This window comes from Pseudomonas sp. S8, from assembly GCF_050473925.1.
Classification (GTDB): Bacteria; Pseudomonadota; Gammaproteobacteria; order Pseudomonadales; family Pseudomonadaceae; genus Aquipseudomonas; species Aquipseudomonas parakoreensis.
The window spans coordinates 405,224-425,523 of the sequence record NZ_JBFDVZ010000016.1; the positions used below are offsets into that span (position 1 = coordinate 405,224).

Genomic DNA, 20,300 nt, shown 5'->3' on the forward strand with positions numbered 1-20,300 from the left:
CTTGGAAGGGAGAAGCGCTGAGCGCCGAGGGCATGCTGCCCGCGCGCGCTGGCGCTGGAAAACGGCATGAACAGCCACAAAGATTTACCCGCTGCATCGGTGTTGTATTTCGGGCCATACGCCTTTCATCTGCGCCAACGGCTGATCCTCGACGGGGATCGACCATTGCGCATGGGCGGCCGCGCCCTCGATATTTTGCAGGTGCTGGTCGAACACGCCGGTCGCGTCGTCCGCAAGGAGCAGTTGATCGCCCGCGTGTGGCCGGACAGTGTGGTCGAAGAGATCAACCTGCGGGTGCACATCGCCGCGTTGCGCCGGGCGCTGGGCGATGGCGAGAAGGGCCAGCGCTACATCGTCAACGTGCCGCAATGTGGTTACAGCTTTATCGCGCCGGTGCACGGTGACAGCGTCGCGCAGGTCGTGTTCGACACCTTGCAGGCGCCGCAACAGAATCTGCCCGCTCGCCTGACTCCGGTCATCGGCCGCGATTCGCTGGTGGGCCGTCTGGTCCGGCAAATGCCCCTGTGCCGCTTGATGACACTGACAGGCCCGGCCGGCATCGGCAAATCCACCGTGGCGCTGCGGGTGGCCGAATTGCTGTTGCAGCATTACCGCGACGGCGTCTGGTACATCGACCTGTCCATGCTCGGTGATGCGCCGTCACTGCTTGAACACCTGTTGCGCACCCTCGACCTTTCGTTCGATGCGTTAGCGTCGCGTCATGCCTTGCTGCTGCTGGATAACAGCGAGCGGTGTCGTGACTCATGCCGGGCATTGGTGGAGCGACTGCAACTGGCGGCGCCGCGGCTGGCGCTGCTGGTCACCAGTCGCGAACCGTTGCAGGCCAATCTGGAAACCCTGCAACCGATTGCGCCATTGACCTTTCCCAAGGCCTCGACACCGGCCAGTATCGATGAGCTCATGGGCTATTCGGCGGTGCAATTGCTGGTCAGTCGCGGGCGTGCCCGGCAGCACGATTTCAGCCTGCGCGAGCAGGATCTGCAAACCGTGTGCAGTCTCTGTCGTCGTCTCGACGGTTTGCCATTGGCCATTGAACTGGCGGCCGCGCAGATCGATGCGCTGGCGCTGGTAGGGCTGCAAGCGCAACTGGACAACGGTCTGCACCTGCTCAGGCATGGTCGTCGCACCGCGAAGCCACGGCATCAATCCATGAGCGCAGCGCTGGACTGGAGCTATCAGGATCTGCGGCCCTGCGAACGTCGGGTCTTGCAGCGCCTGTCGGTATTCAAGATGGCCTTCACCGAAGAGGCTGCTCTGCGGGTCATCGACAGTGGGCATCTGCGATCGGTGATCGAACGCCTGGCCGCCAAGTCATGGCTGACGGTGGAGCGGGGTGCAGATGCGGTGCGTTATCGAATGCTCAATCTTCTTCGCTGTTACGTCCGTGAACAGACCGAAGCCAGCGTTGAACCGAGTGCTATCGCGTACCATCGTGCGCTGTACCGCAGGCCAAATCGATCAACTGCGGGTGTGCAACTGTTCATGCAACGCATCGAGCAATAAGCGCACCTTGCGCAGGTCCGGCGTGGCGTAGCCTTCGGTGAAGCGTTGATGGATCGGGGTCAGCAGCGCCAATGCTTCGCGGTGGCGTGATTGGCGCTGCCACAGTTGGGCCAATGTTGTGGCGCTGCGCAGTTCCCAGGCCAGCGCGCCCTGGGCACGGGCGATGGCGATGGCGTTTTGCAGGAGGTGTTCTGCCTGTTCGCCAAGGCGTCCCTGCGGACTATCCGCCTCATCCGCCAATAACCGCTCAGCCTCGGCCCGCAGTACCTCCGCCGTGCTCCAGCCTGCCGCGCCACTGTGTGCCCGCTCCAGCAACGCGTCATCGATATGGCGAGCATCGAGCGTGACCATCAGCTCCTTGATCAGCCCGTTATCCGCCGGCGCGTCGGGTGGGGCCAGGCGTTCATCGATCACCTGCGCATAGTGCCGTCCCCAACGATAGAACAGCAGCACCGAGTGCTTTTGCGCCTGCTCCAGCAACAGTTGCAACAACTCGCGCGCAGTCCTGGCGTCGCCGTTGTAATGCGCAATCAGGCAGCTGGCCAATGCCAGGGTGTAGCAGATCGACGTACCGTGGTTGATCTGCACGGCGATATCCAGCGCCTGCCGGGCGGTGCGCCACGCCTGTTCGGGAAACCCCTGCAGCCACAACACCCGGGCGAGAATGGTCAACGAAGCCACGCTCTGGTCGTACTGCACGCCAAAGCCGTGGGTGAAGCGGTTGCGACAACCACTGTGGGCCATACGCTGAATCACTTGCTCGGCGTTGATCCGCGCGCGCGGCTGGTCGCCGGCAAAGTGCAGCGCCAGGACGCGCAAGCGGTGAATGCTCAATGACAGCAGCGGGTCGTCGTGGCCACCGAGGCGGTCGAATTGTTCGCTTTGCTGCAATGCCGCCTGGTAATGCCCACAGCTGAGATTGACCGCCAGGTGGCCGGAGATGGCGCGCAATTGCGCGGCGACGTCGTGGTGCTGCTGTGCCAGCGCGTTAGCCTGAGTGAACGCTTCAATGGTTTCCGGCGAACCGCCGCAGTTGTGATAACAAGCGCTGCCGAGTGCCAGTTGCAAGGCTGTATGCAAGCGCGGACAGGGTTGGGCCGCGCTTTCGAGCAGGGTCAACGCCTGACGGACATGCGCGCCATATTCCTTGAGCAATGACAGCTCCTGCCACAACGCGGCCGACGTCGCGGTCAAACGGATGCCGAGAGGGCGCGAGCCGTTGCCGTGCAAACTCCAGTCGAGTGCAGCGCGCAGGTCTTCCAGACCTCGGGCATAGCGCTCGATCCATTGTGTGGTCGGAGTGTGTTCCCACTCGGTCTGCGCTTGCTCCATCAGCGTCAGATAGCGTTCGGCGTGGCGTTCGCGCAGGATTTCGCGTTCGCCGCTGAGTTCGAGTTTTTCCAGGGCGTAATGGCGGGTGGTGTCGAGCAGGCGATAAAACACTTCTTCATCACCGACTTCCACGTTCAGCAGCGATTTACCCACCAGTTGCGTGACCGATGCGAGCACCTGCGTGGGATCGATGTGTTGACCGACGATCACCGCCGCGGCCGAGGCCAGGCTGAAGCTGCCGCGAAATACCCCGAGGCGGCGCAGGCAAGTCTGCTCGCAAGGGGTGAGCAGATTGAAACTCCAGTCCAGCGTGGCGTGCAGCGTTTGATGCCGCGCATGGCGCTGGTGGTTGCCCGCCGCCAGCGGGTGCAAGTGATCCTGCCATTGCTCCAGCAGGCCGCTCAGGCCCAGGGTTTCGACCTGCGCTGCCGCCAGTTCCAGAGCCAGTGGAATACCGTCCAGACGCCGGCAGATTTCCATCGCCAGGGGTAAATCGGCGTCGCTCAGTTCAAAGCGTTCATGGGCGCCCATCGCTCGTTCGACGAACAGTTGCAGGGCCGCGAAAGTCATCGCCTGCTCGCGATCGAGACGGCTCGTCGCAGGCGGGCAATCGAGGGATTCCAGACGCTGCACGAACTCGCCCTCAGCGCGCAGACTTTCGCGGCTGGTAGCCAGAATGTGTACCTGCGGCGCGCCGCGCAGAAGGCTCTCGACGAGCAGCGCCACGGCATCGATGAGGTGCTCGCAGTTATCGATCACCAGCAGCATCTGCCGCTCGCGCAAATCGTTGATCACACTCGCCAACGGCGCGCCGTCGTGTACTGCCAGATCGAGCAGGGTCGCCAGTTGTGAGGCGATCAGCGCCGGGTCGTTGAGCGGCGCCAGATCCAGCAGGCGGATGCCATCGCGATAGCGTCCGAGCAACTGCTCGGCGACGCGCAGGGCGACGGTGGTCTTGCCGATCCCGCCGGGGCCGATGAGGGTGATGCAGCGCTGTCGCGGCAGTTGCTGCATCAAGCTGTCCACCAGTGACTGGCGCCCGATCATCCGGGTACGGCGCAGCGGCAGGTTATGGCGCCCGGGCGCCGCCTCCAGTAGCCGTTGTCCGTTGGCGTGCACCGTCAGTGGGGCTACGAAACTGTAGCCGCGCTGGGCCACGGTCACGATGTAGCGCTGACCGGCCTGACCGTCGCCCAGTGCCTTGCGCAGGGCGGCCATGTGCACCCGCAGATTGATGTCCTCGACGACGGTGTCCGCCCATACGCCGGCGAGCAGTTGCTGCTTGCTCACCACTTCCCCGGCATGCGCCAGCAGCATCAGCAGAATATCCATGGCGCGCCGTCCCAGCCGCAACGGCTGGTCACCTTCCATGACCAATCGTTGTCCGGTGTAAATCCGATAGGGGCCGAAGCCGATGGCCTGATTCGGGGAAAGACTCAACAGCGCACTCCTGCGGTGATGCGGCGATCCTGGCAGATGGACGCTGCGTGAAGACGCAGATCGTCGGCTACAAGGTATCGCAGCATATTCCTCAGGTTTGGCCATCAGTGCAACGCCGGGCTCCTGCGCAACGCTCAAAAGCTCAGATGCCGTGTCCGGGTGTCTTTGTCTTCACGCATGACCTGACAGCGCCAGGCAAACGGATTGATCCCTTCGCTGCGGGTGAACATGTGACAGAAATGTGCCTGATCACAGAATCCGCAATCCAGGCTGATCTGCGTCAGGCTCAGGTCGGTGTGGCGGATCAGCAGCTTGGCGCGAGCAATGCGCTGTTCGCGAATCCAGTCCTGCGGCGCGAGGCCGGTGCTGGCCTTGAACGCCCGGGAGAAATGGCTGCGCGACAATGAGCAGGCGCGTGCCAGCTCGGCCACTTCCAGGCTTTCTCCGAGGCGTTCGAGGATCAGTTGTTTGACCTGCTGCTCCCGTTGCGGGCTGAGGCCGCCGATAAGCGGCCGGGACGTTTCGCTGGCAGGGGCGAGGGCGACGGATTGCTGTAGATGAGCCATGGCCGGTGTCCGTGTCGTGGAGGTGAAAAACAACGCTGCGCAGAGGCCTTCATTGTTAAGAAGGGACATGCCGGCTGACGAGTTAATCGTTGTTAATTCGCAGGCATGACACGGATGCAAACCACCGTTGATCGGGTAAAGTGCTCGGCACTTGCGAACGGTCTTAGAAGGAATTGCAGCCCATGAACCGTAACGATCTGCGCCGTGTCGACATGAACCTGCTGGTGATTTTCGAAGCGCTGATGTTTGAAAAGAACCTGACCCGCGTCGCCGAAAAACTGTTCATGGGCCAGCCAGCGGTCAGTGCCGCGCTGGGGCGTTTGCGTGACCTGTTCGATGATCCGCTGCTGTTGCGCAACGGCCGCAGCATGGAGCCGACGGCGCGAGCGCTGGCGATCCTGCAGGAGCTGCAACCGGCGATGGATGTGATCTCCGGCGCGGTCAGCCGGGCCAAAGAGTTCGACCCGGCCAGCAGTTGCGACGTGTTCCGCATCGGCCTCTCGGACGACGCCGAGTTCGGTCTGTTTCCACCGCTGCTGCGCAACCTTCAGCAAGAAGCACCGGGTATTGTCGTGGTCGTACGCCGCGCCAACTATCTGCTGATGCCGGCACTTCTGGCTTCCGGGGAAATCTCGGTCGGGGTCAGCTACACCACCGATCTGCCGGCCAACGCCAAGCGCAAGAAACTGCGCGACATTCCCTGCAAGGTCCTGCGTGGTGATGATCGCCCGGGCCCGCTGACCCTCGACGAATACTGCGAGCGCCCGCACGCAATGGTGTCGTTCTCGGGGGATCTGAGCGGCAACATTGACGTGGACCTGGCCAAGGTCGGCCGGCGCCGCCGAGTGGTGCTCGGCGTGCCGCAGTTCAGCGGTTTGCGCGCCTTGCTCGCCGGCACTGAAATGATTGCCACCGTGCCGGACTATGCCGCGTGTGCGCTGGTCGAAGGCTGTGCGTTGCGGGCTGAGGATCCGCCATTTCCGATTGATGCGGCGCAACTGTCGATGGCGTGGAGCGGGGTGCATGACAACGACCCGGCGGAGCGCTGGCTGCGGTCGCGGATCAGTCAGTTCATGTCGGCGCCGCTGGATATTCCGGCGGTTTAGCGCGGTGTTCAAAGGTATTGTGGTTGCGTGCGATAAGCCACAAGGCCTTTCGGCTTTCGCCGAGCGAACTTTTTGCACGCGATAATCGAAGGTAATTATTCGATCGAGCCTTTTGTCGGAACAGGACAAAACCTGTAATTTCTGACAGTAGCCAACCCCGCTCATCTCGAGTCTAAATGCTCCGTCGCCTCTTTTGCTGGCAGGAGTTTTCGTCATGAGTTTTCAAATATCGGGAAACACTGCCTGCTCACCTTTTCACTTCTTTCTATTGGCAAGGCAATCGAAGGTCTTCGGATGTCTTGCATTCCTGATTCTTACGCTACTGACCGCGAACGCTCAGGGAGTCACGGGGCCGGAAGTTGCACAGTTGCTCAATCGCAGTTTTCAATACAACACTCGAGTGTGTCCGGGGGATAAACCGGCCTTTTTCTGTAGCGGTGTACTGGCGCGTGGAAGCCCGTCAGAGGGAGAGTTCTGGAAGCATGATGCGGTGTCGTCCCAACTGGGGGCGGAAAGCTTTGTTTACTTGCGCTCCGATCTCAGTACACGAACACTCGATGCAACACATGGAGTTTTGTTCAGCGATGGATTCACGGCTATCGGCCAAGGCAAGGACCTGGAACTGCTTTGTGCGTATCCGTTCAAGTTACCTCTGCAAGCGACGCATCCCGAATTTGGTTGCGGATGGAAAGTGCCGACTGCCGCGGCAATGACCGATCCAAGCTCCTGTGCCAGCCTAGGGGTCAATGATTCGGCGAGTTGGATCGAACATTTTCGACAACATGACTGGCAACCGGCAGCTCAATGTTCATTCAGCAGTCAAGAGCCACAAACATTTGAGGCGAGTTTGATAGCTCATCAGGGGATCGATGCCGCGTGGTCAGCCCGTCCCACTCAAGTACAGATTCGCAACTGGGAGGCCAGCGCACCCTTGCAAATGCCGATTCTGGGGCTTTTTTATGACGTGACACATGAAGGAGCATTAGCGGGAGCTCAAAAAGATCAACGTGACTACTTCAAGGCCACCGGCAATTGGCTGCCCATATTACGTTTGGCTCTCGACTTGGCCCCCGATAAAGTATTTGGATTCAATCAACAAGATCAGTTGTATGTCGGTTATCAAGTGGCTGCTCAACTCAATGCGAGATACATGAATACCAGTAAAACTTGTTCAGGCGGTAAAACGGCATTTCATTGCAATGGTGTATTGATAAGGGGAACCAAAGCCTCCACAAGCTACCACATGTGGAATCCCAGTCCGGGTTCCGTCATCAATAATGGAGTTTCATTTACCTATCTGCGCAAGGACGCAAACTTGACAAAGCCGGTACATCAACAGGGTTTCATTGTCCGTGAAAGCTTTGCGCCGGTGGCAACTCCTCTCAGAGTGATGTGTGCCTATCCCTTTGACGGAGCTACGGCCCGTCCAGTAGAAGACACCTGTCGAATTCGGGGGCAGATGTGCGACGAACGGGGTGTCACTAGTATAGAGAGTTGGGCTGCTCTCTATGCCGCACAGCCGCGCACAAGTTGTGCTTTCAATATTGATCCTGAACAGTTTCAACTTAACATCGATGTTCGCCCCAGCGTGCCGAATGGCGATGGATGGAATGAGGTCATGATTCAAACGTGGCCTCAGGACATACCCTTACAGCTTCCGCTCGAAGCTTTTTACTACAGCCTCAAGGGCCACTTCACCAGCAAAGGCTTGCTGCAGGCTCAGTTTGGTCAACACGATTACTTCCAGACGACAGGTCGATTTTTGCCGATAGTAAAAGTCGATATGGAGGCATCAGATACTAACGTGTTCAGTTATAACCCTGATGATCAGATTGCACCTGGAGAGCCAGCAGCGGGACTGGACACGTCCTTTGGGGGCTATTGAAGTGACACATGAATGTTTTATTCACAAGTGTCAGCGATGAATGCCCGTTTTTCTGTGGGGCGCGCAATGGATCATGCTCTGTGAGTTGGCAGCGAACCGGGCGCTGGATAATCTGGAGCTGAAGGCTGACGCACCGCTGTAGCCCGACCGTTCCAAGGCAAAGAGAGCACACCCATCCAATTTCCCCTGGATCAATCGTTGCACCATTACCGGCAATGATTGATCAAGGGTGGGCCCATGAACGCTGTACAACGCAATGACCGGGCGCAAAACCTCGGCCTGCTGTTTCTGCGGGTGACCGGCGGGTTGTTTCTACTGTTCGTCCACGGCTTGCCCAAGCTGCTGGACTTCACCGCGCAACTGCAACTCATCGAGGACCCGTTCCATCTCGGTGCTCACCTCACGTTGATCCTGGCGATCTTCGCCGAAGTCCTCTGTCCGCTGCTGATCGTCGCCGGGATACTGGTGAGACTGGCGTGCTTGCCTATTCTTTTTGTGCTGCTGGTAGCGCTGCTGCTCGTGCATCCGCAATGGAGTGTGGCCGAAGGGCAGTTCGGCTGGTTGCTGTTGATCCTCTTCACCACTGTGCTGATCGCCGGGCCCGGACGGCTGGCGCTCAATGCGCGTTTGCCCGGAGTGCTTCGCTATGCCTGATACCCCGTCCCTGAGAAAACCGGGAACCGAAGAAACCGTGACGCTGATCGTCAAGCATCGAGTCAAGGCCGGCTTCGAACAGCCCTACGAAGCCTGGCTGCGCAATATCGTCAGCGTCGCGGGGCGTGAAGAAGGGCACCTGGGTGTGGACGTAATGCGCAGTAAACAGGGTGGCCTCGCGCTGTTCACCTGCGTGCTGCGTTATTGCTCGACCGAGGCGATGCAGCGCTGGCTCGACTCCCCACAGCGTCAGGCGCTGATCGAACAAGCCGCGCCGATGCTCGCCGACGGCGACCAGACCGAGGTCAATGCGGCCAACGAATTCTGGTTCACGCCACTGGTCGACGCTGCCACGCCACCACCGCGCTGGAAGCAGGCCGTCGTGACGCTGTTCGTGATTCTGCCGCACACCTTGCTGGTGCCGCTGATCTGGGGACCGCTGCTGCAACTCAATGCATTCCTGTCCAACTATGTGGTCGCCACGTTCCTGATCACCCTGACCATCGTGCTGTCGGTGGTGTACGTCTGCATGCCGGCCGCCACTCGCTTGTTCGCGCCGTGGCTGGCGGCCACTCAGCCCCATGAGCACCTGGAATCCAACGCCCATCCGCCGCGCTGAAGGGGCGGATACGGACTTCGTTTCACTTATCTCGAAGGAACTGCGATGAACGCCGATCTGATTCTGTTCAATGGCCAATTTCATACGGTAGACCGCGAAAAACCCCTCGCCAGTGCTGTGGCGATCAAGGACGGACGCTTTGTCGTCGTCGGCAACGACACCCAGGCCATGGCCCTGCGTGGTTCGGCCACGCAAGTGATCGACCTGCACGGGCGCTGCGTGATCCCCGGCCTCAACGACTCGCACCTGCACCTGATCCGTGGCGGTCTCAACTACAACCTCGAATTGCGCTGGGAAGGCGTGCCGTCGCTGGCCGATGCACTGCGCATGCTCAAGGAACAGGCCGACCGCACGCCGACCCCGCAATGGGTGCGCGTGGTCGGTGGCTGGAACGAATTCCAGTTCGCCGAAAAACGCATGCCGACCCTCGAAGAACTCAACCAGGCCGCGCCGGATACGCCGGTGTTCGTTCTGCACCTGTACGACCGCGCCTTGCTCAACCGTGCCGCACTGCGGGTTGCCGGTTACACCCGCGACACGCCGAACCCGCCGGGCGGCGAGATCGTGCGCGATGCCAACGGCAATCCGACCGGCATGCTGGTGGCAAAACCCAATGCGATGATTCTGTACTCGACGCTGGCCAAGGGGCCGAAGCTGCCGCTGGACTATCAGGTCAACTCGACCCGGCAGTTCATGCGCGAACTCAATCGCCTCGGCCTGACCAGCGCGATCGATGCCGGCGGTGGTTTCCAGAACTACCCCGACGACTATCAGGTGATCGAGCAACTGGCCAAGGATGATCAGTTGACCGTGCGTATCGCCTACAACCTGTTCACCCAGAAACCGAAAGAAGAGCTGACCGATTTCCAGAACTGGACCGGCAGCGTCAAGTTGCATCAGGGCGATGACTTCCTGCGCCACAACGGCGCTGGCGAGATGCTGGTGTTCTCAGCGGCGGATTTCGAAGACTTTCTGGAGCCGCGCCCGGACCTGCCGCAGAGCATGGAACAGGAGCTGGAGCCGGTGGTGCGCCATCTGGTCGAGCAGCGCTGGCCGTTCCGCTTGCACGCCACCTACAACGAATCGATCAGCCGCATGCTCGACGTGTTCGAGAAGGTCAATCGCGACATTCCGTTCAACGGTCTGCCGTGGTTCTTCGACCATGCCGAAACCATCACCCCGCAGAACATTGAGCGGGTGAGGGCGCTGGGCGGCGGCATCGCGATTCAGGATCGCATGGCGTTCCAGGGCGAATACTTCGTCGACCGTTACGGCGCAAAAGCCGCCGAAGCCACGCCGCCGATCAAACGCATGCTCGCCGAAGGCGTGCCGGTGGGCGCGGGCACCGATGCCACCCGGGTTTCCAGCTACAACCCGTGGACTTCGCTGTACTGGATGGTCAGCGGTCGCACCGTCGGCGGTCTGGCCTTGTACGAAGAAGGTTTGCCGCGCACGACTGCGCTGGAATTGTTCACCCACGGCAGCGCCTGGTTCTCGTCCGAGCAGGGCAAGAAGGGCCAGATCAAGGTCGGGCAACTGGCGGATCTGGCGGCGCTGAGCGCGGACTTCTTCCACGTCGAGGAAGAAGCGATCAAGTGGATCGAGTCGGTGCTGACCGTGGTCGGCGGCAAGATCGTTTACGCCGCCGGCGATTTCGAAGACCTCGGCCCTCGCTCGATCCCCGTGCTTCCGGACTGGTCGCCGGTGGTCAAGGTGCCGGGCCACTGGCGCCCGAATTCGCCTTTGCAGGCGCAAGTGCATCAGTGCGTTGGCGCCTGCGCGGTGCACGCGCACAGCCATGAAAAAGCCCGACTGTCGAACGCACCGGTCAGTGACTTCGCCGGTTTCTGGGGCGCGTTCGGCTGTTCCTGTTTCGCGTTCTGATCAATACAAAAAAGCGCCGGCCACCCGGTCGGCGCCTCATGCAACAACCATCCACCGAGGAGTTTCCCATGAGCGTTCCCTACAAGCGTCTGAACAAAGATGATGCGGTCGTGCTGCTGGTCGACCACCAGACCGGTCTGATCTCGCTGGTACAGGATTTCTCGCCAAACGAATTCAAAAACAACGTGCTGGCACTGGGCGACATCGCCAAGTTCTTCAAGCTGCCAACCATCCTCACCACCAGTTTCGACGCCGGCCCGAACGGCCCGATCGTGCCTGAGCTGCGCGAGCAGTTTCCGGATGCACCGTTCATTCAACGTCCTGGCCAGATCAACGCCTGGGACAACGAAGACTTCGTCAAGGCAATCAAAGCCACCGGCCGCAAGCAACTGATCATCGCCGGTGTGGTGACTGACGTCTGCGTGGCGTTCCCGACCCTGTCGGCCATTGCTGAAGGCTTCGAAGTGTTCGTGGTCACCGATTCTTCCGGCACCTTCAACACCACCGTGCAACAAGCGGCGTGGGCGCGGATGTCGGCTGCCGGTGCACACCTGCTGAACTGGTTCTCGGTGGCGTGCGAGCTGCAAGGTGACTGGCGCAACGACATGGAAGGCCTGGCGCATCTGCTGTCCGAACGCCTGCCGAACTACCGCAACCTGATCAACAGCTACACCAAGTTCACTGCCAAGTAAGAAGATCAAAAGATCGCAGCCTGCGGCAGCTCCTACAGAGGAACGCGTTCCAATGTAGGAGCTGCCGCAGGCTGCGATCTTTTGCTTTTAACGTTTCTGCAGCCACCCCAAAAAACCACCTTTGCGCACCGCCACCGGTTTGGCCATCAACGCCAGCCGGCTGTTCTGCTGTCGCACGGCCTGCAATTTGTTCAACGCTTGGCCGACTTCGCTGCGCTGCTCCATGCACTGACGGGTCAGGGCTTTGTCGAGGCGGTAGATGATGCTCGACGTCAGTGCGGTGAACGTCGCTTGCGACGGCGTATCGGCGAGGATGCTCTGTTCGCCCATGACCTCGCTTGGCCCCATGCGTCCGGCCTCGGTCTGGCCGTCGCCGTCGGGCACGGTGGCACTGACCACGCCGGTGGCGATGACAAACAGACTGTCGGGCACTTCATCCAGACCCAGCACCACCTGACCGGCCGCGTATTGTTGCGCGACCATCGATTCAGCGAGGCGATCACGTTCCTCATGGCTCAGCGAGCGGAAAACTTTCACTTCATCGAGCAACGCTCGGGCGCGGGTCGAGGGTTCGATCACACCGTCCGGATGCCGGGAAATACCTGCAGCTTCGAGATGCCGGTGGGCGAGGTCGAACAGTTGATTGCGCACTTCGCCTTTCTTGCCCAGTTCACTGATGAAACCGCTGGCGACATACTCCGACATCTCCTCGCCGGCCTCTTTCAACACGGCTTTGGGCGGCGGATTGAGCAGCAGACTGCTGCTGCCTTGCAGCGTGCGGTCGAGGGCGTCGAGCACCCGCCGCGGGCGAATGTGATTCGGCACCTTGATGCTGATCGAGACCCCGTGCAGGTTGGTCGGGCACTGAGATTGACGATCTTCGCCTTGGCCGCCACCGAGTTCGGCACCACGGCCAGCGTGCCGGTGCTGGTCAACAGATGCGTGGCGCGCCAGTCGATGTCGATGACCTTGCCCTCGACACCGTCGATCACCACGAAATCGTCGACCTGATACGGCTTGGTGGTGTTGAGCACGATCCCCGAGAACACGTCGCTCAAGGTGCTTTGCAACGCCAGACCGACGACGATCGCCACCACCCCGGAGGTCGCCAGCAAGCCTTTGACCGGCAGCTCCAGCACATACCCGGCGGCCGCGACGATCGCTGCCAGAAACACCAGCGCGCCAATCACGTCCTGCAACAGCCGACCGCTGTGGCCGATGCGTCGCATCAGAATCAGGCCGATCACTTCGGTCAGCACCCGCGCGGCGTACAGCCACCAGAGAATGCCCAGCGCCGTCGCCCCGAGCTGCGTCACCGGGTCATCGGCAAACAGTGGAGCCTGCAACGGGCTGACGCCGGCATTGATGGCCAGCGCGCTGAATGCCAGAAACAGCACCAGCCGCACACCGACCCGCGGTGCGCGGTGCTTGAACGGGGCGAGGTGCCAGAGCAGCGCGTCGAGCAGCAACAGCGCGGCGCTCCAGGACAGCAGGTGGGTGAGGAGGATGGACATGGCGATCTCCGGAACTGCATGAACGTCGGTGTTGAAGAGGCTTTAGTTGTGAGGGGATTCATCCCCGATGGACTGCGCAGCAGTCCCCTGCCTTTCTGGTTGGCAGTGGGGTCGCTTCGCAACCCGTCGGGGATGAATCCCCTCACCACAAGGGTTCTTGCAATCAAAAAACTCGCCACACCGTTGGGTGTGGCGAGGGAGGGGGCCTCAGTTCAGATGCGTCTTCAGCTCAGCCGCGGCCTGGCGCACGGCCGCTTTCACTTCGGGAATCTGGCTCAGTGGGTTGAGCAAACCAAAGTCATGAATCATCCCGTTGTAGCGCACCGAGGTCACCGGCACGCCGGCCGCATCCAGATGCCGTGCGTAGCCTTCGCCTTCGTCACGCAATACGTCGAACTCGGCGGTCTGTACCAGCGCGGCGGGCAGGCCCTTGAGCTGTTCGGCGCTGGCGTTGAGCGGCGAGGCGTGGATCTGTGCGCGTTCGGCCGGGTTGGTGGTGTAGTTGTCCCAGAACCACTGCATCATGCCCTTGGTCAGGAAGTGGCCCTCGGCAAATTGCTGGTACGAGCCGTTATCGAACCCGGCGTTGGTCACCGGCCACATCAGCAACTGGAAGCGCAGGGCCGGGGTTTTCTGTTCCTTGGCCATCAACGCCACGACCGCCGCCATGTTGCCGCCGACGCTGTTGCCGGCCACCGCCAGACGCTTGCCATCGACCCCGATCTGCTTGCCGTTTTCCGCAACCCATTTTGTCGCCGCATAGGCCTGGTTGATCGCTGTCGGGTACTGCGCTTCCGGCGACGGCGTGTAATCGACGTACACCGCGACCGCTCCAGAGCCGACCACCAGATCACGAATCAGGCGTTGGTGAGTCGGGTAATCGCCCAACACCCAACCACCACCATGGAAGAACATGAACACCGGCAATTCGCCTTTGACCTTGGCCGGCCGCACCACTTTCAGGTTGATCGTCTGGCCGTCGACCTTGATCGCCTTGTCGCTGACTTCAACCCCGGAGAGGTCGACTTTCACCGAGGCCTGAGCGCCAGTCAGCACCGCACGGGCATCCTTCGGGCTCAGCTGTTCCAATGGTTTGCCACCGCCAGCGGCGAGGGCTTCGAGGAAGGCCTGGGTGTTGTGTTCGACACCCGGGCTGCCGGCGGCGAATGCGTTGCCGATGGAGAGGGCGAGGAGGGATGCGGTCAGGGTTTTTTTGATGTTCATGCTCAATTCCATTTTCGAAAGTTATTGGTGTTGTGTCGGGCTGTTTTCAAACCGTGAGCACAGATTAATGAGCTGTCGAAAAGTGAAAAAGCGGCTATAAAGCGTTTGACTGTCTACCAGAGAGTGACAATGAACCCGTTCGAAGACATGCGTATTTTTTGCCAGGTCATGGACTCCGGCAGCTTCACCGCCGCCGCCGATCAGTTGGGCCTGTCCAAGCAGTTCGTCAGCCGCCGCTTGATGCAGCTCGAAGAGCGCCTCGGTGTGCGGTTGTTGAACCGTTCCACCCGACGGCTCGACGTCACGCCACTGGGTCAGAGCTACTACGAATCGGCGCTGCGCCTGCTCGGCGAAGTGGAACAGGTCGAACAGGGCATCGCCGGGCAGACCGCCGAGCCACGCGGGACGATTCGCCTCAGCGCGCCGCTGTCGTTTGCCGTGGCGCATCTGGGTTGTCTGTTGCCGCTGTTTTTGCAGCGCTATCGCGATGTCACGGTGGAGGTGGATTTGAGTGATCGCCCGGTGGACCTGCTCGGCGAAGGTTATGACCTGGCGTTGCGTATCGGTGTGCTGGAAGACTCGACGCTGATCGCCCGGCGCATCGCCGCCATCGAACGGGTGTACTGCGCCAGCCCGGCGTATCTGGCCGAACGTGGCACACCGCTCAACCCCGAAGACCTGCACAGCCACGACTGCCTGCCGTACGGCCATGGTCGTTCGGTGCAATGGCGCTTCAACGCGGGGCAGAGCAAGCCGCTGCTGGTCAACGTCACCGGGCGCATGCGGGTGAACAACGGCGAGCTGCTGAGGGATGCAGCGGTGCAGGGAATGGGGATTACCTATCTGCCGACGTTCATCGTCGGCGCGGCGCTGAAGGACGGGCGACTGGTGCTGGTACTCGACGACTACAGGCCCGAACCGCTGACCCTGTCGGCGGTCTACCCGCAGCATCGCCAGGCGTCGCGCCCGGTGCAGGCACTGGTCGAGTTTTTGCGCGAACGCCTGAATCAGATGTAAGCGTTCCGAACTGTAGGAGCGAGCCTGCTCGCGAAAACGGGGGTTCAGGCAATGAAGATGTTGGCTGGACCGACGCCTTCGCGAGCAAGCTCGCTCCCACAGTGGATCGGCGGTGCGGCTTACAAAGTCGCAACAACCGTATTGATTGGGCTGTTCTAGACTCGGGGCCGCTCAATCACGAGCATCGTCCGGAGTGCGCCATGGAAGTGCCCAACAATAAAACCGCCATCGACAGCAATCGACAGGCGTGGAACGATTCCGCTCGCCATCACCGTGAATCGGCGGAATGGCAAGCGCTGTTGAATGACGTTTCGCAGGCAGATTTTTCCTGCCTCGACGACACCTTGCGCGGTCTGCTGGAACAGGTCGGCGTGGACGGTAAAGAGTTGATTCAACTCGGTTGCAACAATGGTCGCGAAAGCCTGTCGCTGTTTGCTCTCGGTGCACGCAGTGTGGTCGGCGTCGATCAATCGGAGGCGTTTCTCGAACAGGCTCGCGAATTGAACCAGCGCTCGCCGTACAACGCTGAATTCATCGAAAGCGATATCCATCACCTGCCGGCTGCGCTGCACAGCCGCTTCGACGTGGCGCTGATCACCATCGGCGTGCTGAACTGGATGCCCGACATCGGCGAGTTCTTTCGCCACGTGGCGTTAACCCTGAAAACGGGCGGCAAACTGGTGATCTATGAAACCCATCCGTTTCTGGAAATGGTTGATCCTGAAGGCGAAGACCCGTACCGCCTCGCCAGCTCCTACTTCCGCGCCGAGCCATTCGTGCAGGAAGAACCGATTGTCTACGTCGGCAAGATCGAGCAGCAGGCTGCCAAGTCCTACTGGTTCGTGCACACCCTCGGCGCGATCTTCAGCGGCGCCATCGCGGCCGGGCTGAACATCGCACACTTCAGAGAATATGCACATTCGAACCGCGAAGAGGTGTATGACCAGTACCTGAATCGGCCAGCGCAGATGCCGCTGTGCTTCACCTTGGTCGCCAGCAAGGCCTGAAGTTTTCCATCGATCCAACCGGCCTCATCGCTGGCAAGCCAGACTCCCACAGTTTTTTGGTTCGCACGAAAATAGCGAGGACACCTGAACACCTGTGGGAGCTGGCTTGCCAGCGAAGGCGTCGGCAAGATCTCAAGTCTGGCTGAAAGAATCAGAACCAACTTCGCCCGTTTGACCCTTCTGAATGTTTGAGCAAGCCTGTGCCACATAGGCGATGGCTCGAAGATGGTGTCGTACACAAATCCAATGTGGGAGCGAGCCTGCTCGCGATGGCGGCCAAATGGCCGCCATCGCTTTTACGATTGAATCACGCCTGCGCCGCCGCACTCACCACTGGCCGCCCAGGTTTGCGCAGGGGTTCCAGGCGTGAGCCGTCATAGCGGCTTTCGCGGTAGAAGCGCCAGCGGCCGAACAGGCCGTAGACGTGGGTGACGCGGCCCTGTTCGTGGTAGCCCATGCGGATGTGCAGCTTCAGCGCCGGGATGTTGTGGGTTTCGCAGACGTCGACGACTTTGTCGCAGCCTTGAGCCGCCATGGCTTCCCAGAGGGCGACTTGTACGTCCACCGACAGGCTGGTGCCGAAATACGGCCGGGCCATTTCGCCGCCGAATTCGAAGAACTCGCCGGGTTTGACCGGGAACCAGCAGCCGTAATAGTGGCGGTCGTGGTAGTCGCGAATGCTGCCCCAGATGAAGGCCACCGCGTGGCCGTCGGCATCGAGGTACATGTGTCCGGTGTGACCCTCGGCGGCGAGTTCGGCCATGGTGTCGACGCGATCGCCGAAGTGTTTGGCGAACGCCCCGGTGTTCAGCGGGGTGATATCGACTTTGCGCAAGCCTTCGTAGGGGCGCAGCTTGTGCGGCGGCACCGGGGAGACCAGGTCGCGCTCCATCCACAGCAGCTCCCAGTGGAAGAACACGTAGCGTTTCCACAGGGTGGCGAAGAGACGGCCGAGGCCTTTTTGACGGATGCGTTCGCGCAGCTTTTCGATAACACTCATGTTGCCCTCCGTGGCCGAGGCCCGGTGTGGTGGATGTTGCTGTTGTGAGAATGAATCAATCGAGTGCCGCGGCACCCCGTAAAAAGTCCTTGTTCAAATCGGCATAGGACACCCGCGGTACCCCCGTCAGCCGCTGCTCCAGCACGCGGTTCAGGGATTCTCCGGGGTTGAGATAGGCATCGCCGAAATCGCTGTCGAGCTGATTGGGGTGGGCGACGATTTCCAGCACGCCGTCGCTCGGTGCGGGGGCGTTGCGCAGATCCACCGGCGTGCACACATAGTCCGCCGTGGCTCCGGCCAGACTCTGCAAGCGCCAGTTGAGCAAGCCTTTGAACACGCGTTTCGGCAGACTGAGGTTGTGCCCCAGATTGCGCGCCAGGCGAATCGGCACGCCTTGCTGAGCGGCAAACCGCGCGACGATTTCACCAATCGGCCAGATGTTGTGCACGTGTTGGTGCGAGTCGATGTGGCTTGGCCGTAGGCCATGCTCGACACAACGCTGCCACTGCGCCTGCAACTCTTCTCGTACTGCGTCGCGATCTTCGCGACTCAGCCACAGGCTATGGCGTTGCAGGCTCAGATCGAACACGCCGTGGCCATCGCAAAAGGTTCGGCTGCGCAGAATCGAAGCACTCAGCGGTCGACCGTAAGTCAGATTGAAGTGCAATCCGACCCGACCTTGCAGCGACGCATGCCGGGCCATCACACAGGCCGCCTCAAATGCCGGCATGTTGGCCATGGCCGTGGCCGAGCTGATGACCCCGGCCTGAAACGCGGCGAAGATCGTCGCGTTTTCGTTCGGGCTCAAACCGAAATCGTCAGCGTTGACTATGACTTGGCGAGGCATGATCGCCCTCCGTGGTGATGACGACAGGTGTGGGTGCCGGTCTGGCCGCACGTCGCGCGCGCCATTGCTGCACCGTCGGTTTCAAGCGATGCCAGAGGCGCAACCCCAGCCCCAGCAATATCCCGCTGGGGCGCCAGGAATAGAAACTCCAGCGCCAGTGTTCCAGTTGGCCGGTCATACGTTCGTGCAGTTGGTGGCTGGAGTTTTCCAGGCTGACCCGCGAGGCATCGATCCAGCGCCAGTGCTCATCCAGCCCCCAGCGAATCCATTCCTCCAGCAACACCCGGCCGCTGCCCAGATCGGCGTATTGCGGCAGGAACGCGAGGTTGTAATCGTAGAGTCGACCCTGTTCCAGCAAGCCGAGGCGATAGCTGATGCAACGCCCGTTGAGTTCCAGCGTCACCACCCGCACCAGGCCCTGGCCGGCGAGGGCGGTGAAGGCGCGTTCGATCCATTGCCGACTGCGCTCGCTGGCGAAGATCCCCACACCTTCGTCACCTTTCCAGCTCACCGCTTCAACTTCGCTGATCGCCCGCAACAGTGGACCCATGCTCAGCGCGTCGGGGGTAATGCGCCGCACCAGGGCGCCACACGCGGCAATCCGTTTGCGCGCCCGGCGCAGCTTGTAGCGCGGGTCACCGGAGACCTCCTGGTGATCCGCCTCGCTGATCAGATGCACCGGCACCCGGCAACTGAGACGGCGTTCGCCCGTCGAACTGTGGGCCATCCATGGGGTGAGAGCGCTTTCTTCACCCGCAGGCTCGGATAACTCGTTGAGTTGCAGCAGCGCGTGCGGCAGGTGTCGGCGGATCAGGCGCAGGGCTTCGCGCATGTCATCGCCCTCGAGCAACGACAGCAGCGCCAGTCGGTCCGCCAGTGGATGGCCCAAGTGATGCAACACGCGAAACGGCACACCGGCAAAGCGCTCGCGGCCCGCCACCAGTGGCAGGCACAGGCGCAATTCGTCCGCTTCCCAACCGAGCAGGATGTGCAGGCTCTCGCCCGCGCCCAGTGTCTGCTCCGCCGCGCACAACCAGCCCAGTTGGTTGAACGGCGTGTGATCCGTCACCCGCAGGCGCAGCGCCTCATAGGCGACTGCCGGGAAATCGGCGGCGCACAGCGAAGTGCACCATTCGAATCGCGTCACCATAGATTCAGGCCGCCGTGGCTGTGACAGGTGGACGGGACGGTTTGCGCAGCGCATCCAGCCGCGAGCCGCTGTAGCGGGTTTCGCGGTAGAAGCGCCAGCGACCGAACAGGGTGTAGACGTTCATGATCCGGCCTTGCTCGGTGTACCCCATGCGCAAATGCAGTTTCAGCGCCGGGATGTTGTGGAATTCGCAGACGTCCACCACCTTGTCGCAGCCCTGGGCCGCCATGGCTTTCCACAGTTCCAGCTGCAGGTCTACCGACAGTTCGCTGCCCCAGTAGGCGCGGGTCAGCTCGCCGCCGAACTCGAAGAATTCCCCTGGTTTTACCGGGAACAGGCAGCCGTAGTAATGCCGGTCGAAGTAGTCCCGTGCGCTGCCCCAGATGAACGCCACGGCATCGCCCTGATCGTCCAGGTGCATGTGCCCGGTGTGCCCTTCGTTGGCCAGCTCGGCCATGGTCCCGACGCGGTCGCCGAAGTAGCGGGCAAAGGCGCTGGCGTTGTCGGCGGTGATTTTTACCACCCGCAGCGGCGGGTACGGTTTGAGGCTGTGCGGTGGCACCGGACTGACCAGATCGCGCTCCATCCACAGCAGCTCCTGATGGAAAAACACGTAATGCTTCCACGCCTTGGCGAGGGTGGCGCGCAGGCCTTTTTGTTTGATGTGCTGGCTGAGTTTGCTGACGGTACCCATGTTCTGTACTCCTGAACTCTTTGGCACGGCGAACCCTTGTGGTGAGGGAGTTCCTGTGGTGAGGGGATTCCTGTGGCGAGGGGATTCATCCCCGATCGGCTGCGCAGCAGTCGTCGCTTTTAATCTTGAAAACCCCGGGCCGCTT

General features: G+C 61.1%; 16 protein-coding genes and 1 pseudogene. 9 read left to right on the forward strand and 8 right to left on the reverse strand.

From position 1 onward, the window contains the following. The first annotated feature begins 66 nt into the window (after positions 1 to 66). A complete protein-coding gene (locus AB1J88_RS03315) occupies positions 67 to 1,524 on the forward strand; it encodes an ATP-binding protein (protein WP_430290192.1) in 1,458 nt (485 codons plus the stop codon). On the opposite strand, the gene AB1J88_RS03320 is transcribed toward AB1J88_RS03315, so the two are convergent. Together AB1J88_RS03320 and AB1J88_RS03325 are read right to left on the reverse strand one after the other, a co-directional pair. After that, positions 1,480 to 4,296: an ATP-binding protein gene (locus tag AB1J88_RS03320; protein ID WP_430290193.1), complete on the reverse strand. Its 2,817-nt coding sequence runs from the start codon at positions 4,294 to 4,296 to the stop codon at positions 1,480 to 1,482. The two genes, AB1J88_RS03315 and AB1J88_RS03320, sit on opposite strands and share 45 nt — an antisense overlap. A gap of 134 nt (positions 4,297 to 4,430) precedes the next feature. Then, the gene (locus tag AB1J88_RS03325) at positions 4,431 to 4,862 is read right to left on the reverse strand and encodes a helix-turn-helix domain-containing protein (RefSeq protein WP_430290194.1); all 432 of its coding nucleotides are present in this window, start codon (positions 4,860 to 4,862) and stop codon (positions 4,431 to 4,433) included. A gap of 182 nt (positions 4,863 to 5,044) precedes the next feature. Between AB1J88_RS03325 and AB1J88_RS03330 the strand changes: the two genes are divergently transcribed. From AB1J88_RS03330 to ycaC, 6 genes are all read left to right on the forward strand, one after another. Next, the gene (locus tag AB1J88_RS03330) at positions 5,045 to 5,968 is read left to right on the forward strand and encodes a LysR substrate-binding domain-containing protein (protein ID WP_430290195.1); all 924 of its coding nucleotides are present in this window, start codon (positions 5,045 to 5,047) and stop codon (positions 5,966 to 5,968) included. Positions 5,969 to 6,182: 214 nt separating this feature from the next. Further along, positions 6,183 to 7,853 carry a hypothetical protein gene (locus tag AB1J88_RS03335; protein WP_430290196.1) on the forward strand — a complete coding sequence of 557 codons (1,671 nt, stop codon included), beginning with the start codon at positions 6,183 to 6,185 and terminating at the stop codon, positions 7,851 to 7,853. A 237-nt stretch (positions 7,854 to 8,090) separates the two neighbouring features. Next, positions 8,091 to 8,507: a DoxX family protein gene (locus AB1J88_RS03340; protein WP_222018910.1), complete on the forward strand. Its 417-nt coding sequence runs from the start codon at positions 8,091 to 8,093 to the stop codon at positions 8,505 to 8,507. After that, complete coding sequence (locus AB1J88_RS03345) at positions 8,500 to 9,126, forward strand: antibiotic biosynthesis monooxygenase (RefSeq protein WP_430290197.1); 627 nt, start codon at positions 8,500 to 8,502, stop codon at positions 9,124 to 9,126. Before AB1J88_RS03340 ends, AB1J88_RS03345 begins: the two co-directional genes overlap by 8 nt. Before the next feature lie 45 nt (positions 9,127 to 9,171). Further along, positions 9,172 to 11,010, forward strand: a complete 1,839-nt coding sequence (locus tag AB1J88_RS03350) for an amidohydrolase (RefSeq protein ID WP_198758486.1) — start codon at positions 9,172 to 9,174, stop codon at positions 11,008 to 11,010. A gap of 68 nt (positions 11,011 to 11,078) precedes the next feature. Next, positions 11,079 to 11,702: an isochorismate family cysteine hydrolase YcaC gene (gene ycaC / locus AB1J88_RS03355; RefSeq protein ID WP_108183148.1), complete on the forward strand. Its 624-nt coding sequence runs from the start codon at positions 11,079 to 11,081 to the stop codon at positions 11,700 to 11,702. Between the two features lie 87 nt (positions 11,703 to 11,789). Here ycaC and AB1J88_RS03360 read toward each other — a convergent pair. Beyond that, positions 11,790 to 13,216 (reverse strand): annotated as a pseudogene (locus AB1J88_RS03360) (mechanosensitive ion channel family protein). A gap of 207 nt (positions 13,217 to 13,423) precedes the next feature. Next, positions 13,424 to 14,440: an alpha/beta hydrolase gene (locus AB1J88_RS03365; protein ID WP_108183146.1), complete on the reverse strand. Its 1,017-nt coding sequence runs from the start codon at positions 14,438 to 14,440 to the stop codon at positions 13,424 to 13,426. 129 nt (positions 14,441 to 14,569) lie between these two features. Between AB1J88_RS03365 and AB1J88_RS03370 the strand changes: the two genes are divergently transcribed. Next, entirely contained in the window at positions 14,570 to 15,457 is an 888-nt protein-coding gene (locus AB1J88_RS03370; RefSeq protein ID WP_430290198.1) for a LysR family transcriptional regulator, read from the forward strand. 200 nt (positions 15,458 to 15,657) lie between these two features. Beyond that, entirely contained in the window at positions 15,658 to 16,464 is an 807-nt protein-coding gene (locus AB1J88_RS03375) for a class I SAM-dependent methyltransferase (protein ID WP_430290199.1), read from the forward strand. 307 nt (positions 16,465 to 16,771) lie between these two features. Here AB1J88_RS03375 and AB1J88_RS03380 read toward each other — a convergent pair whose 3' ends face one another. Genes AB1J88_RS03380 through AB1J88_RS03395 form a run of 4 tightly spaced genes read right to left on the reverse strand, consistent with a single transcriptional unit; the run spans position 16,772 to position 20,155 of the window. After that, complete coding sequence (locus AB1J88_RS03380; RefSeq protein ID WP_041066238.1) at positions 16,772 to 17,464, reverse strand: GNAT family N-acetyltransferase; 693 nt, start codon at positions 17,462 to 17,464, stop codon at positions 16,772 to 16,774. A 55-nt stretch (positions 17,465 to 17,519) separates the two neighbouring features. Then, positions 17,520 to 18,311 carry a ChbG/HpnK family deacetylase gene (locus tag AB1J88_RS03385; RefSeq protein WP_430290200.1) on the reverse strand — a complete coding sequence of 264 codons (792 nt, stop codon included), beginning with the start codon at positions 18,309 to 18,311 and terminating at the stop codon, positions 17,520 to 17,522. Next, positions 18,283 to 19,461: a GNAT family N-acetyltransferase gene (locus tag AB1J88_RS03390; RefSeq protein WP_430290201.1), complete on the reverse strand. Its 1,179-nt coding sequence runs from the start codon at positions 19,459 to 19,461 to the stop codon at positions 18,283 to 18,285. The genes AB1J88_RS03385 and AB1J88_RS03390 overlap by 29 nt, the downstream gene beginning before the upstream one ends. 4 nt (positions 19,462 to 19,465) lie before the next feature. After that, on the reverse strand, positions 19,466 to 20,155 hold the full coding sequence (locus AB1J88_RS03395; protein WP_007961305.1) for a GNAT family N-acetyltransferase: 690 nt from the start codon (positions 20,153 to 20,155) through the stop codon (positions 19,466 to 19,468). Positions 20,156 to 20,300: the final 145 nt, after the last annotated feature.